Here is a 13,825-nt window from a genome sequence, read left to right on the forward strand (position 1 = left end):
GGGCCTGACCGATGTCCTGCGATAACGCCATTGGTCTTTCAGCCGGCCCGCGCCGGTGCGATCATTCCGACAAGGAACATATATCATGCCAAAAGTACTTATATCCGACAAAATGGACCCGAAAGCCGCCGAGATTTTCCGCGAGCGGGGTTGCGAAGTTGACGAGATCACCGGCCAGACGCCGGAAGAGCTGATGAAGATTATCGGCGAATATGACGGTCTTGCAATCCGTTCCTCCACCACGGTCACGCCTGAAATACTGGAAGCGGCAACCAATCTGAAAGTGGTTGGCCGGGCCGGTATCGGCGTCGACAATGTCGATATCCCAGCCGCCTCCGCCAAGGGCGTTGTGGTCATGAACACTCCGTTCGGCAACAGCATCACCACGGCAGAACATGCCATCGCACTGATGTTCGCGCTCGCGCGCCAGCTACCCTCCGCCGATGTCTCGACGCAAGCTGGCAAATGGGAAAAATCCAAATTCATGGGCGTCGAGCTGACCAGCAAGACGCTCGGCCTGATCGGCGCCGGCAATATCGGTTCGATCGTTGCCGAACGCGCCATTGGCCTGCGGATGAAGGTTGTTGCCTACGATCCGTTCCTGACCGAAGAGCGGGCCGTGGAAATGGGTGTCGAAAAAGTCTCGCTGGACGATCTGCTCGCCCGCGCCGACTTCATCACCATGCACACGCCGCTCACCGACCAGACGCGCAATATCCTGTCTGCCGAAGCGCTGGCCAAGACCAAGCCGGGCGTCCGCATCATCAACTGCGCGCGCGGTGGACTGATCGACGAGGCGGCCTTGAAGGAGGCCCTTGAATCCGGCCATGTCGCGGGCGCTGCGCTGGATGTATATGCGCAGGAACCGGCCAAGGAAAATGCCCTGTTCGGCACTCCCAACCTGATCTGCACGCCGCATCTTGGCGCCTCGACCAGCGAAGCGCAGGTGAATGTCGCGATCCAGGTCGCCGAGCAGATGGCCGATTATCTGGTCAATGGCGGCGTTGAAAATGCGCTCAATATGCCGAGCCTCTCGGCGGAACAGGCGCCCAAGCTGAAACCCTATATGGCGCTTGCCACCCAGCTCGGCTCGCTGGTTGGACAACTGGTTGCCGATCAGATCAAGGGCGTTGCGGTTGAAGTCGAAGGCGCTGCTGCCGAACTCGATCAGAAGCCGATTACGGCAGCGGTGCTGGCCGGACTGATGCGGGCCTATAGCGACACGGTCAACATGGTCAACGCGCCCTATCTGGCGAAAGAGCGCGGCCTCGATGTCCGCGAAATCCGCCATGAACGCGAAGGCGATTATCACACGCTGGTCCGTGTTTCGGTAACCACCGACGAAGGCGAGAAATCGGTTGCCGGCACGCTGTTCGGGTCCTCCGGCCCGCGGCTGGTCGAAATGTTCGGCATCAAGGTCGAGGCCGATATGGAAGGCGATATGCTCTATATCGTCAACCGCGACGAACCGGGTTTTATCGGCCGTGTCGGCTCCACTCTTGGTGAGGCAGGCGTCAATATCGGCACCTTCCATCTGGGACGTCGCAGCGATGCGCCGGGTGGCGAAGCGGTGTTGCTCCTGTCCATCGATTCGCCGGTTGAAGAGCCTGTGCTCTGGTCCGTCTGTCAGCTGGAAGGCGTCAAGACGGTCAAGGCCCTGAGCTTTTGATTCAATAGGACGGCACCCAAGAAAAAAGATGGCCTGAGCCTTTGCTTGGGCTATGGAGCAGGGCCATGCGAAAACCATCGAATCTCTTGCCCGAAGGATTTCACGACGCGCTGCCGCCTTATGCCGAGGCGGCATCGCGACTGGAACGCGATGTACTCGATACGCTCGCCAGCCACGGCTATGCGCGGGTATCTCCTCCACTGGTCGAATATGAAGACGGTCTGACCGACCGGATGCAGGGCGCCTCGCGCAGCGATTTGATGCGCTTTGTCGATCCGATTTCGCAGCGCACTTTGGCACTGCGTCCCGACATGACAATGCAGATCGGCCGGATTGCCACGACCAGTCTTGCCGACCGCCCCCGCCCGCTCCGGCTCGGCTATTCGGGACAGGTCCTGAAATTGCGCTCGGGACAATTGCAGCCGGAACGCAGCCGGCTGCAAATTGGCGCGGAATTGATCGGCAGTGACAGCGTTATTGCCGCCAGCGAAATAGTCTCGGTGGCAATCGAAGCGCTCGAACGGGCGGGCGTCTCCGGCATTACCGTCGACTTCACTCTCCCAGACCTGATCGATATTCTGGCTTCAGGGCCATTGCCACTCAACGAAGCCCAGATCGCCGAAGTCCGCAACGAACTGGACATGAAGGATGCCGGCGGCCTCAACAGCATCGGCGCAACCGGCTATCTGCCGCTGATCGAGGCGACCGGGCCGTTCGATGAAGCGATGGCGAAAATGCGGGACTTTGACAGCGACGGCCTGCTGGGTTCGCGGCTCGATGGCATTTCCCAGATTGCCGCCAGCATCAAAGGCAAGGCCAGCCTCACTCTCGACCCGACCGAACGGCACGGTTTCGAATATCAGAACTGGTTCGGCTTCACGCTCTATGCCGACAGTTTCATCGGCGCACTGGGGCGCGGCGGCAGCTATGAAATTGTCCGCCCGGACGGCACAACCGAAGTCGCGGTCGGATTTTCGCTCTATCCCAATCCGCTAATCGATGCCGGCTTCGGCGCCAAGGCCAGCGACCAGATTTTTCTGCCGATTGGCCATGACAAAAAGGTCGCGGCACATTTGCGGCAGACCGGCTGGCGCACAGTCGCCGCGCTGTCGGAGAAGGACCAGGCCGACGCGCTTGGATGTACCCATATTCTAAACGGCGATCAGCCGGAACCAGTATAAGAAAGTGATTCAATGGCCAATGTAACGGTAATCGGCGCACAATGGGGTGATGAAGGCAAGGGCAAGATTGTCGACTGGCTTTCCGAACGCGCCGATGTCGTGGTCCGCTTTCAGGGAGGCCATAATGCCGGCCATACGCTCGTCGTCGACGGCGCCGTGTACAAGCTTTCGCTGCTCCCGTCCGGCATCGTGCGTGGCGCGCTTTCGATTATCGGCAATGGCGTCGTGCTCGACCCCTGGCATCTGCGCGACGAGATCGAGAAACTGACCGGACAGGGTGTGGCGATCAACACCGACAATTTCGGCATCGCCGAAACCTGCCCGCTGATCCTGCCGATCCACCGCGATCTCGACGCCATGCGCGAGGATGCCAGCGGCAAGGGCAAGATCGGTACCACCCGCCGCGGCATTGGTCCGGCCTATGAGGACAAGGTCGGCCGCCGCGCGATCCGCGTTTGCGATCTCGCCCATCTCGACGATCTCGGCCCGCAGCTCGACCGTCTGTGCGCCCATCATGATGCGCTTCGGGCGGGCTTTGGCGAACCTCCGGTAGACCGGGAACGGCTGCTGAAGGACCTGAAGGATATCGCGGACAGCGTCCTGCAATATGCCCAGCCGGTCTGGAAACGGCTCAACGAGGCGCGGCGCGACGGCAAGCGCATCCTGTTTGAAGGCGCGCAGGGCGTGCTGCTGGACGTCGACCACGGCACCTATCCGTTTGTCACCAGCTCCAATACCATTTCGGGAACGGCGGCCGGCGGCTCCGGCATCGGTCCGTCCGGGACCGGCTATGTCCTCGGCATCACCAAGGCCTACACGACCCGGGTCGGCTCCGGCCCCTTCCCGACCGAACTGGACGATGAAATCGGCCAGCGGCTCGGCGAACGCGGCCACGAATTTGGCACCAACACCGGTCGCCAGCGGCGCTGCGGCTGGTTCGATGCCATATTGGTGCGACAGGCTCTGGCCGTATCCGGCGTCCATGGCATCGCGCTGACCAAGCTCGATGTGCTCGACGGCTTCAAGGAACTGAAAATCTGCGTGGGCTACGAGCTGGATGGCGTGACCTATGATTATCTGCCGCCCCATCACCAGGACCAGGCGGCTGTGAAGCCGGTCTACGAGACCATGGAAGGATGGAGCGAATCCACCGCCGGCGCGCGCAGCTGGGCTGATCTGCCGGCACAGGCGATCAAATATATCAAGCGGGTCGAGGAACTGATCCAGTGCCCGGTAGCTTTGGTGAGCACTTCACCGGAGCGGGAAGACACGATATTGGTCACCGATCCGTTTGCGGATTAAAAGCATAAGGATATCGAGATGCGCATTGCGGTTTTTTACGGTTCATATCGGCAAGATCGCAACGGCATCGCCTATGCGCAATATCTCGCCCGCAGCTTTACCGACAGCGGAGACAGCGTCGATCTGATCGATGCGCAGGAGATCGATCTTCCGATGCTCGACCGCATGTACAAGGAATATCCTGACGGGAAAGCGCCGGAAGCGATGGAAAAAGTCGCCTCCGTTATCCGGGACGCTGATGGATTTGTTTTTGTCACCGGTGAGTATAATTGGGGCGTCCAGCCGGGCCTGAAAAACCTCACCGACCATTTTCTGGAAGAGTGGTTCTGGCGCCCTGCAGCGATTGCCTGCTATTCTGCCGGCCCATTTGCCGGTGTCCGTGCCATGATGCACTGGCGTGCTATCCTGGGAGAAATGGGAATGGTCGTCACATCAACGCCATTGGCCCTTGGCGGCGTGCACAAGGCTTTCGACGAGACAGGCGCACCCAATGGCACCGACGGCGAGCGACTGGTCCGCAACTTTCCGAAATTTGCGGACGATCTTAAATGGTGGGCCGAAGCGGCAAAGGCCCAGCGTGCGAAAAAGGATCCGCCTTACTGATTTAGCCTAAACGTCATCCGCCGAAATCATTTCCTCGCGGTCAATCTCGCCGGTCATCGACGCCACCGTTACCGCAACCGCCGCATCGCCCGAGACATTGGTGGTCGTGCGCATCATGTCCATGATCCGGTCGACGCCGGCGACAAAGGCGATGGTTTCGAGCGGCACGCCGACGCTGCCGAAGACCAGCGCCATCATGATCAGGCCTGCACCCGGGATGCCCGCCGCGCCGATCGCGCCGAGGGTCGAGGTAATCGAGATCAGGAAATAATCACCCCAGCTCAGGTCGACACCGAATATCTGCGCGCCGAACAGGGTCGCGAGACCGAGGTACATGGCGGTGCCGTTCATGTTGATTGTCGCCCCAAGGGAGACGACGAAGCTGGCCACCGAATTGCGGACACCCAGATTGCGTTCGACGCAGCGCAGCGTCACTGGCAGGGTCGCGTTGGAGGAGGCGGTCGAATAGCTGACCGCGATCGCGTCAACGATGCCGCGAAAGAAATCGATCGGTGGCAGTTTGGCGACAAACTTGATCATCCCCGAATAGACAATCCCGATGATCAGCAGGCAGCCGAGATAATTGAGGCCGACCAGTTGCGCCAGCGAGAGCAACGCATCCATGCCCAAAGTACCGGCGACCCAGGCCATTAACGCGAACACGCCAAAAGGCGTCAGTTCCATCACGATCATCGTGACCTTCTGCATCACAATGGCACCGCTATCGAAAATTTTCGCCAGCGGCTTGCCGTCTTCCTTGGCCATCAAGATGCCGATGCCGATGAGCAAGGCAAAGACAATCAGCGGCAACACGCGGACATCGGCCATCACCTGCACCGGACTGTCCGGGACGATCGACAGGATCATGTCGATCGCGGTCGTTTCGTTGGGGACCGGTGTTTCGCCTTTCTCGATGGCGCTGGTATCGACGCCATTGCCGGGCTGAAAAAAAGTGCCGAGGGCGAGGCCGAGCCATGCGGCAATCTGGCCGGTGATGATGAAGAGGATCATCGCCCGCCCGCCGACACTGCCCAGTTTCTTGAGATCGCCCAAAGCCGCAACACCGGCCACCAGCGAGAAGAAAATCAGCGGCACGACCAGCATCTTGATTGCCTTGATGAAAAAGTCGCCGATCCATTTGATGGTTTCGGATTCCGGACCCCATACCAAGCCGGTGATGACACCAAGAATCAGGGCCGCAATCACACGCTGCCAGAGCGGAATCTTGAACCAGAATGCCAACATGCAATTATCCCCTGAACGTTTATCCCCCCTTGCCTATCGACCGGTGCGGGGCGCGGCAAGCCTTTAGGGTCGAACTACATCCAGAAGCTGATCGCCAGACAGGTTGACAGGCCGACGCCAACGGTCAGCGGGATGCCGGCCTTGAAGAAGTCGGTGAAGCGGTAATTGCCCGCTGCGTAGACCAGCGTATTGGTCTGATAGCCGATCGGGGTGGCAAAGCTGGCCGATGCGGCGAACATGACCGCGATCACCAGCGGTCGCGGATCGACACCCAGATCATTGCCCAGCGCAATCGCGATGGGCGTAATGATGATGGCGACTGCATTATTGGTCACGATCTCGGTCATGATGACAGACAATACATATATCGCGAATACCAGCCCCCAGGGCGGCACTTCCCGCAGATAAGGCGTCAGCTCGGAGACGATCAGGTCAACGCTGCCGGCCTGCTGCAAGCCGAGGCCCACGGCAAGCATTCCGAATATCAAGACCAGCACATTGCCGTCGATCGAACCCCAGGCTTCCTCCGCGTCAATGCAGCGCGCCAGCAGGATAGCACCAACCGCCAATATGGCGGCGACAGCCAGGGAAATGACGTTGAAGGCGGCCAGGACCACAACAGCCACCAAGGCACCGATGGCAATCGGGGCGCGGTCCCTGCGAAAGGCGCGAATCTTGGTCTGGCCGACCCCGAACAGATTGGGATTCTGGTACATGCGATGGATATCTTCGCTGGACCCGGTCACCAGCAGCCGGTCCGCGGCGTGGATACGCGCGTTGGTCAGATCGGAACGCGGCAGATTACGGTAGCGGGTCATGCCCAATATGCGGACATTGAGCTGCGACAGGAACGGAATGTCATAGAGCCGGTTGCCGATGCTGGGATGGCTCGGCGCTACCGTGGCCTCGACGAGTTCCTCGCCCAGCGGACCGGCGTCCCCCTTATGCACTATGCCGACCTTGAAATCTTCCGATTGCCGCAGCGAAATCAGCTCCGCGAGATCCAGTTGCACGACAATCCGGTCGCCCGCCTGCAGCTCGTGGTAATCCAGGTCATGGCGAATATAACTGCTCAAGCGCTTGACGGCCGTGACCTCGATACCCGCCCGGCGCAATTCGGTTACGGCTGACAGTTTCTTGTCGATCACCGACGCCCGGTTGCGGACCGTCAGTTCGGTGAGGAATGCGCTTTCATCGCTGCTGTCAAACTGGCCCTGAACTTCGCCACCGGGCAACAGCCAGCTGCTGAACAGCACCATCATCACCGTACCGGCGACGGCAGCAATCAGACCATAAGGCGTGATTTCAAAAATCCCGAACCCGGCAAGCCCCTGGTCCCGGGCAACGGCATCGACAATCAGGTTGGTCGACGTCCCGATCAATGTGGTGGTGCCGCCCAATATACAGATGAAACTCAGCGGAATGAGCAGCTTCTTGGACGAGAACCCGGTCGCCCGCGAAAGACGCAATATGATGGGGATCAGAACAATCACCACCGGTGTATTGTTCATGAAGGCGGAAGCGACGAAGGCACCCAGAAACATCTCCGCCACGGCCAGTTTGGGATGCCGCTTGGCGCGCTTGATGATGAAACCGGCAATTGCGTCGATTGTTCCGGTGCGCAGCAGGGCACCGGACAGAATGAACATCGCCGCGATGGTGATCGGCGCCGTGTTGGAAAAGACCGAAAACAGGCCGTCGGAATCGATGATCCCGAGAAACAGGAACATGCAGGCGCCGAGCACCGCCACCACGGCGGCGGGAAAGCGTTCCATGATGAAACCGGCGAACAGGAAACCGAGGATCACAAGACCAATGATGGCCTTGTTGGCCTGGATATATTCGTCGATGATGTGAAGAATGAGATCAATCATGGATCAGGACCAGCCGTCTGCAAGGTACAGCGAGCCAGAAGATGCCAGGGGCAAGGCAGCTGGTTCCGGAATATATGTCATCCGCATTGCGCCCTGTGCATCATTTTCTGATCGGCAAGAACCAATGCCATCATCGCCTCGACGACGGGAACACCACGGATGCCGACGCAAGGGTCATGTCGCCCCTTGGTCGAGATTTCGGTCGCCTCCCCTTCGGGCGAGATAGTCGGCACGGGCGTCAATATGGAACTGGTCGGCTTGAACGCCACACGGCAGACTATCGGCTGACCGGTTGATATGCCGCCGGCAGTGCCGCCGGCGTGATTGGAATCAAAGCGCGGCCCGTTGTTGCCCGGCCGCATGGCATCGGCATTGTCCTCTCCGCGCAAGCGGGCTGCGGCGAATCCGTCACCAATTTCCACGCCCTTGGTCGCATTGATCGTCATCATCGCCGCGGCAATCTCGCTGTCCAGCTTGGCATAGATAGGCGCGCCCCAGCCGGCGGGAACACCGGTCGCCTCGCAGGCTATGATGGCGCCTAGGCTGCTGCCGTCCTTGCGCGCACCATCAACAAGGGATTCCCAGCGTTTTGCTGCAACCGGGTCGGGGCAGAAAAACGGGTTGTTGCCGATTTCATCAGCATCGAAATTCGCCGGATCAATCGCGTCGCCACCGATTTCGGCAACCCACGCACGGATAGACACTTCCGGGATCACCCGCCGTGCAACGGCTCCGGCCGCCACCCGTGATGCCGTCTCGCGCGCGCTGGAACGACCGCCACCGCGATAATCGCGAAAGCCATATTTCTGGTCATAGGCATAATCGGCATGGCCGGGACGATAGGCCTTGGCGACTTCGCTATAGTCCTTGGACCGCTGATCGACATTTTCGATCATCAGCGAAATCGGTGTACCGGTGGTCTTGCCCTCAAAAACACCGGAGAGAATTTTGACCTGGTCCGGTTCCTGCCGCTGGGTCGTATATTTCGACTGGCCCGGTCGCCGGGCGTCGAGAAACGGCTGCACGTCAGCCTCGCTCAGTTCAAGGCCGGACGGACAGCCGTCAACAACCGCGCCAAGCGCGGGTCCGTGGCTCTCTCCCCAGGTGGAAAAGCGAAAGGCGTGGCCGAAGGTGTTAAAACTCAAAAGTCGCTCTCCGCGTTAAAAGGCTTATTCTGTTTCCGTTCCACTGCGCCCGGAAATCGGTCATCATCAATCCAGCGCAATATCCGGCGCGTCTTCCTGCTTCATGCCGACGGTATGATAGCCCGCATCGACATGATGCGTTTCACCGGTCACGCCAGCGGAAAGATCGGACAGGAAATACAAAGCCGAAGCGCCGACATCATCGATCGTCACGTTGCGCCGGAGCGGGGAATTAAGCTCGTTCCATTTCAGAATATAGCGGAAATCGCCAATGCCGGAAGCGGCCAGTGTCTTGATCGGACCGGCGGAAATGGCGTTTACCCGGATGCCATCGGGGCCAACATCATTAGCAAGATATTTGACCGAGGTTTCCAGCGCGGATTTGGCGACGCCCATGACGTTATAATGCGGAATAACCTTCTCGGCACCATAATAGGACAGGGTCAGCATGGAACCACCCGCACTCATCAGCGGAACGGCGCGCTTGGCGACGGCCGTGAAGCTGTACACGCTGATATTCATGGTCATCAGGAAATCATCCAGGGTGACATCGAAATATTTGCCGCGCAGCGCTTCCTTGTTGGTGAAACCGATTGCATGAACGACAAAATCCAGCTTGCCCCAGCGCTTTTCGATTTCGGCGAAGGTCGCGTCGAGCTGGTCCATGTCGCTGACATCACAATCGAGCAGGAAATCGCAGCCCAGCTCTTCGGCCAGCGGTTTGACGCGTTTGGCCATCACGTCGCCCTGATAGCTGATCGCCAGTTCGGCGCCATCAGCCACCAGACGCTGTGCAATACCCCAGGCCAGAGACTTGTTATTGGCAAGCCCCATGATCAAGCCCCGCTTGCCTTTCATTAAATCACTCATCGCCATGGTCTCCTGAATTCCGATAATCGCCGCTGATAAACGCTATCCGGATGATTTTCCAGCGTATCATTCGTCCTGTCCGATTCTGGAGGGTCGTTCGGCCAGGGCAGCATTTATCTCTGCGCCAATTACCATTCCGAGGCCGACAAGATAGAAAAAAATCAATGTAATGATTACCCCGGCAAGGCTTCCGTAGGTGAGTTGGTAGTTGGATGCATATTTGAGGAAAACCGGCAGCAGGCCGGTAATCATAAGCCACCAGCCGCTGATAAACACAGCGCCCGGCCATTTCGGATATTGCCGCGGCCGATATTGCCGGGGAGTCAGCAACCGGAACAGAAGATAGAGCGTTGCAAACAGCACCAGAAACGGAATGGCATTGGATAGCGACAGCCAAAGCGCACCGCCTTTGATGACCGGGAAATAGGTCCCCAGAAATTCACTGATGCCGGCAACCACAAATTGCGCGCTAAGCGCCAGCATCGCGAAAAATACGGAAACGAGAATGAGAGCGATCGATGTCAGACGATATTCCCAGAAGGCACGTTGCGCCTGCACACCATAAGCACGGTGGAGAATTTCGCGGATCGTCTCGATCAGGCTGGTCGTGGTCCACAGTCCGACGATAGCGCTCAACCACAGCAAGGGGCCGGTTCGCGCGGTCATCGCGTCATTGATCGGATCGTGCAGCGCTCCCGCAACCGACGGCGGCACGGTTACCAGAAAAGCCTCGACGAAATCGGTACCGATAGCGGTCTGTCCGAATCCGCCGACAACCGCAGCGGCGACGATGAAGAAGGAGAATACCGCGAGCAGCGACATATAGGCGAAATTGCCGGCAAAAGTGAAACCGTCATGATAGACGCCCACGGCGGTGCGCTCGATAATGATAAGGGCGCGTCGAACAGGGGCTTCCTCAGCCAGCGTTTCGGCGGCTCGATCGCCGGACAACCCGGACTTTCCCGCTCCCTGGCGCCGGGCCTCGGGGGAAAGTTCAGACTGAGGATTGCGATTCAAGCCTACACACCCATGCTGGCGCGCGGATTGTCTTTGGGGTCCCAGTCTTTCACAAATTCAGCCAGCTTCTCATCATTGTCAGGCAGGGTGATCATCAAGGTCACCAGCTGGTTGCCGCGAACACCGGATTTCCCATGGAATCCCTTGTTTTTCAGCCGCAGCGTTTTTCCTGAATCCGAGCCGGCCGGAATCGACAGCATCACGGGACCATCCACGGTGGGCACCTTGACCTTGGCGCCTTCAACCGCTTCCTTCAGACTGATCGGCAGCTGCAGCCTGATATTGTCTCCATCACGCTCAAAAAAGGGATGGGAATTGATATGAATGGTGACAATCGCGTCGCCATTGCCGCCCGGCCCCTGGCGCCCCTTGCCGCTGAGCCGCATCTGGGTGCCTTCCTCGACACCTTTCGGCAGACTGAGATCGATGGTCTTTCCGTCTTCCAGCGTGATCCGCTGTTTCTGCAGCGTCGCGGCGGCAATAAATTCGACCTTCAGCCGGTAGGAAACATTGGCCCCTTTCGGGGGAGGCGCGCTGCGCTGGCGTCCGCCAAAGGGCGAGCTGCCCCCGCCACCGAATAATCCTTCGAAAATATCACCAAAGTCGGCACCGGCATTGCCGAAATCATGCTGTTGGCCTCCCGGTCCCCGTTGGTATCCGCCACCGCCGAACCCGAAAGGAGCGGTCGGATTGCCTTCCGCATCAATCTCTCCGCGATCAAATTGCGCACGCTTGTCCTTGTCGAGCAACAGGTCATAGGCTTTGGTGACATCGGAAAAACGCTCCGTCGCCTTGGGATTATCCTTGTTCCGGTCCGGGTGCAATTCCTTCGCGAGCTTGCGATAGGCACTTTTGATTTCCTTTTCGCTCGCGCCTTTTCCGACACCCAATGCTTGATAGGGATCTACCATTACTAACCCTTTTTCAAATCCTTACCCCGCAGAGATTGGGATTTTCTACTCGATTTCAACACCAGTGTCTTATTCAGGTATGACGGCATCTGCAACCTTGCTGTGACGCGTGAAACGCAAAAGCAGATACAATATCAGCCCCAAAGGCCCCAGCATCAGTACGAACAGCAAGATAGGTATCTGAAGCCAGCGTGCAAACCCGTATTTGTCCGCATTGCGCGCCACCCAAATCCCGACGAACAAGTCAAAGGACAGATAGTGGATCCAGCCGATGGTGGCACCGCCGGGGCTGGAAAGGGTTTGCTGGACCCCGGCCAGACTGGAAAAGTCCATCGCTGCTCCGGTGCCGCTGTCGACGATACCTCCGATCAACAGAACCATCAGCGCCGCATAGCTTGCAGCGAGCAAAGCCACGCCACCATAGAACAGACCGGTCATCACTGTCCCCGTTCGCGGAGCCAGCAGAAGAATGACCCACATGGCCAACGCGTAGATATTGGTCACGGTAAAAATCAGATCCCAGTCCATCACACCCCCCTTTTCTTTTGCCAATAGCAGAAACCCGTGACTTGTCGCGGGACAAAATATTGTTTGTTTGCCGGTTGGCGGCAGGCTGTTACAAGCCACCCCATGACCGATCCCTTTTCCCTGTTCGAGAGCTGGTATGCCGAAGCGCGTACCACCGAGCTCAATGATAGCAACGCGATGACCATCGCGACCACCGACGCCGAGGGCCAGCCATCGGCGCGAATGGTCCTGCTCAAGGGTCATGGTCCCGATGGCTTTGTCTTCTACACCAACCAGCAGAGCCGCAAGGCCGGCGACATTGCGGAGAACCCCAAGGGCGCGATCCTGTTCCACTGGAAAAGCCTACGGCGGCAAATCCGGATCGAAGGGCATATCTCAACAGTGGCCGATGATCTCGCAAATGCCTATTTCGCAACGCGCAGCCGGGACTCGCAACTCGGGGCCTGGGCTTCGGACCAGTCTCGCCCGCTTTCGGACCGCGCAACCTTTGAAGCCCGCTTTGCGGAAATGACGAAACGTTTTGAAGGCGGCGATGTGCCGCGGCCACCCCACTGGTCGGGCTATTGCCTGACACCGGTGCGATTTGAGTTCTGGCAGGACCGGGCTCACCGGCTGCACGAACGACGGACTTTTGTCCGCGACGGTGACGACTGGACGGAAGGATTGCTTTACCCATGACCAACCTGCCTTATTATCATGTCGATGCTTTTGCCGACCGACCCTTCACCGGTAACCAGGCAGCGGTCATGCCACTCGAAAGCTGGCTGGATGATGCAGTTCTGCAAGCCCTTGGCGAGGAGAATAATTTCGCCGAAACAGCCTTTTACCTGCCCGATGAGAGCGGCGAAGCGGATTATGAACTGCGCTGGTTCACGCCGACGGTGGAAATCGCGCTTTGCGGTCATGCCACGCTCGCCAGCGGCCATATCATCCTGTCGCAGCAGCCCGATCGCCAGCAGGTAACGTTCCGGACGCGGCGCGCCGGCATCCTGACCGTCGTGCGGGACGGCGAAGGCTATGCGCTGGACCTCCCCGCCTATCCCCCCGCATCCAAGCCCATGCCGGAAATTGTCACGCTGATCGGCGGTGATCCCGTTGAAACCCAGTTTCACGAAGGACGCTATCATGTTCTTCGCTATGCGAATGCCGACGAGGTGATCGCTCTGAAACCGGACATGAAAGCGCTCGCCGCCCTCGGCAATGCGCAATTTATCTGCACGGCGCCGGGCAAGGACAGCGACGTCCTGAGCCGGGTTTTTGTTCCGGGAGGCGGGGTGGACGAAGACAGCGTGACCGGTTCAGCCCATGCCGTTCTGACACCTTTCTGGGCCAATCGACTGGGACGCGACAGCTTTACCGCCTATCAGGCCAGCCAGCGCGGCGGCTATGTCAAATGCCGTCTGGACGGCGACCGTGCGTGGCTGGGTGGCAGATGTGTAACTGTGGTAGAAGGCCGTTTTCACCTTTAGCTTGCTGACCG

13 protein-coding genes are annotated in these 13,825 nt (G+C 58.9%); 6 read left to right on the plus strand and 7 right to left on the minus strand.

Annotated features, from left to right (window positions below):
- The first annotated feature begins 85 nt into the window (after window positions 1-85).
- The 4 genes from serA (at window position 86) to SPHFLASMR4Y_RS10130 (ending at window position 4,755) form a co-directional block, all read left to right on the plus strand.
- A complete protein-coding gene (serA, locus tag SPHFLASMR4Y_RS10115; protein ID WP_089133431.1) occupies window positions 86-1,669 on the plus strand; it encodes a phosphoglycerate dehydrogenase in 1,584 nt (527 codons plus the stop codon).
- 65 nt (window positions 1,670-1,734) lie between these two features.
- Entirely contained in the window at window positions 1,735-2,850 is a 1,116-nt protein-coding gene (locus SPHFLASMR4Y_RS10120) for an ATP phosphoribosyltransferase regulatory subunit (protein WP_089133432.1), read from the plus strand.
- 12 nt (window positions 2,851-2,862) lie between these two features.
- The gene (locus SPHFLASMR4Y_RS10125) at window positions 2,863-4,152 is read left to right on the plus strand and encodes an adenylosuccinate synthase (RefSeq protein WP_089133433.1); all 1,290 of its coding nucleotides are present in this window, start codon (window positions 2,863-2,865) and stop codon (window positions 4,150-4,152) included.
- 12 nt (window positions 4,153-4,164) lie between these two features.
- A complete protein-coding gene (locus SPHFLASMR4Y_RS10130) occupies window positions 4,165-4,755 on the plus strand; it encodes an NADPH-dependent FMN reductase (RefSeq protein WP_089133434.1) in 591 nt (196 codons plus the stop codon).
- 6 nt (window positions 4,756-4,761) lie between these two features.
- On the opposite strand, the gene SPHFLASMR4Y_RS10135 is transcribed toward SPHFLASMR4Y_RS10130, so the two are convergent.
- The 7 genes from SPHFLASMR4Y_RS10135 to SPHFLASMR4Y_RS10165 all read right to left on the minus strand — a co-directional run bounded on the left by SPHFLASMR4Y_RS10135 (window position 4,762) and on the right by SPHFLASMR4Y_RS10165 (window position 12,345).
- On the minus strand, window positions 4,762-6,000 hold the full coding sequence (locus SPHFLASMR4Y_RS10135; protein ID WP_089133435.1) for a dicarboxylate/amino acid:cation symporter: 1,239 nt from the start codon (window positions 5,998-6,000) through the stop codon (window positions 4,762-4,764).
- A gap of 74 nt (window positions 6,001-6,074) precedes the next feature.
- Entirely contained in the window at window positions 6,075-7,874 is a 1,800-nt protein-coding gene (locus tag SPHFLASMR4Y_RS10140) for an SLC13 family permease (protein WP_089133436.1), read from the minus strand.
- A 77-nt stretch (window positions 7,875-7,951) separates the two neighbouring features.
- Window positions 7,952-9,019, minus strand: coding sequence for a chorismate synthase (aroC, locus tag SPHFLASMR4Y_RS10145; protein WP_089133437.1), 1,068 nt, complete (start codon window positions 9,017-9,019; stop codon window positions 7,952-7,954).
- Window positions 9,020-9,085: 66 nt separating this feature from the next.
- On the minus strand, window positions 9,086-9,889 hold the full coding sequence (gene fabI / locus SPHFLASMR4Y_RS10150; RefSeq protein ID WP_089134817.1) for an enoyl-ACP reductase FabI: 804 nt from the start codon (window positions 9,887-9,889) through the stop codon (window positions 9,086-9,088).
- Between the two features lie 66 nt (window positions 9,890-9,955).
- Entirely contained in the window at window positions 9,956-10,840 is an 885-nt protein-coding gene (locus SPHFLASMR4Y_RS10155) for a YihY/virulence factor BrkB family protein (RefSeq protein ID WP_260806933.1), read from the minus strand.
- Between the two features lie 68 nt (window positions 10,841-10,908).
- Window positions 10,909-11,817, minus strand: coding sequence for a DnaJ C-terminal domain-containing protein (locus SPHFLASMR4Y_RS10160; RefSeq protein WP_089133438.1), 909 nt, complete (start codon window positions 11,815-11,817; stop codon window positions 10,909-10,911).
- Between the two features lie 69 nt (window positions 11,818-11,886).
- Complete coding sequence (locus SPHFLASMR4Y_RS10165) at window positions 11,887-12,345, minus strand: ABA4-like family protein (protein WP_089133439.1); 459 nt, start codon at window positions 12,343-12,345, stop codon at window positions 11,887-11,889.
- Between the two features lie 102 nt (window positions 12,346-12,447).
- Here SPHFLASMR4Y_RS10165 and pdxH point away from each other — a divergent pair, with 102 nt between their 5' ends.
- Both pdxH and SPHFLASMR4Y_RS10175 read left to right on the plus strand, forming a co-directional pair.
- Window positions 12,448-13,023: a pyridoxamine 5'-phosphate oxidase gene (pdxH, locus tag SPHFLASMR4Y_RS10170; protein WP_089134819.1), complete on the plus strand. Its 576-nt coding sequence runs from the start codon at window positions 12,448-12,450 to the stop codon at window positions 13,021-13,023.
- On the plus strand, window positions 13,020-13,814 hold the full coding sequence (locus tag SPHFLASMR4Y_RS10175) for a PhzF family phenazine biosynthesis protein (RefSeq protein ID WP_089133440.1): 795 nt from the start codon (window positions 13,020-13,022) through the stop codon (window positions 13,812-13,814). The genes pdxH and SPHFLASMR4Y_RS10175 overlap by 4 nt, the downstream gene beginning before the upstream one ends.
- Window positions 13,815-13,825 lie beyond the last annotated feature (11 nt).

Origin of the sequence: Sphingorhabdus sp. SMR4y (genome assembly GCF_002218195.1) — a bacterium.
GTDB lineage: Bacteria > Pseudomonadota > Alphaproteobacteria > Sphingomonadales > Sphingomonadaceae > Parasphingorhabdus.

Coding starts and splice junctions, on each gene's coding strand:
- SPHFLASMR4Y_RS10125 (WP_089133433.1), top strand. CDS start 2,863: ATGGCCAATGTAACGGTAATCGGCGCACAATGGGGTGATGAAGGCAAG.
- SPHFLASMR4Y_RS10135 (WP_089133435.1), bottom strand. CDS start 6,000: ATGTTGGCATTCTGGTTCAAGATTCCGCTCTGGCAGCGTGTGATTGCG.
- SPHFLASMR4Y_RS10120 (WP_089133432.1), top strand. CDS start 1,735: ATGCGAAAACCATCGAATCTCTTGCCCGAAGGATTTCACGACGCGCTG.
- pdxH (WP_089134819.1), top strand. CDS start 12,448: ATGACCGATCCCTTTTCCCTGTTCGAGAGCTGGTATGCCGAAGCGCGT.
- SPHFLASMR4Y_RS10160 (WP_089133438.1), bottom strand. CDS start 11,817: ATGGTAGATCCCTATCAAGCATTGGGTGTCGGAAAAGGCGCGAGCGAA.
- SPHFLASMR4Y_RS10140 (WP_089133436.1), bottom strand. CDS start 7,874: ATGATTGATCTCATTCTTCACATCATCGACGAATATATCCAGGCCAAC.
- fabI (WP_089134817.1), bottom strand. CDS start 9,889: ATGAGTGATTTAATGAAAGGCAAGCGGGGCTTGATCATGGGGCTTGCC.
- serA (WP_089133431.1), top strand. CDS start 86: ATGCCAAAAGTACTTATATCCGACAAAATGGACCCGAAAGCCGCCGAG.
- SPHFLASMR4Y_RS10175 (WP_089133440.1), top strand. CDS start 13,020: ATGACCAACCTGCCTTATTATCATGTCGATGCTTTTGCCGACCGACCC.
- SPHFLASMR4Y_RS10165 (WP_089133439.1), bottom strand. CDS start 12,345: ATGGACTGGGATCTGATTTTTACCGTGACCAATATCTACGCGTTGGCC.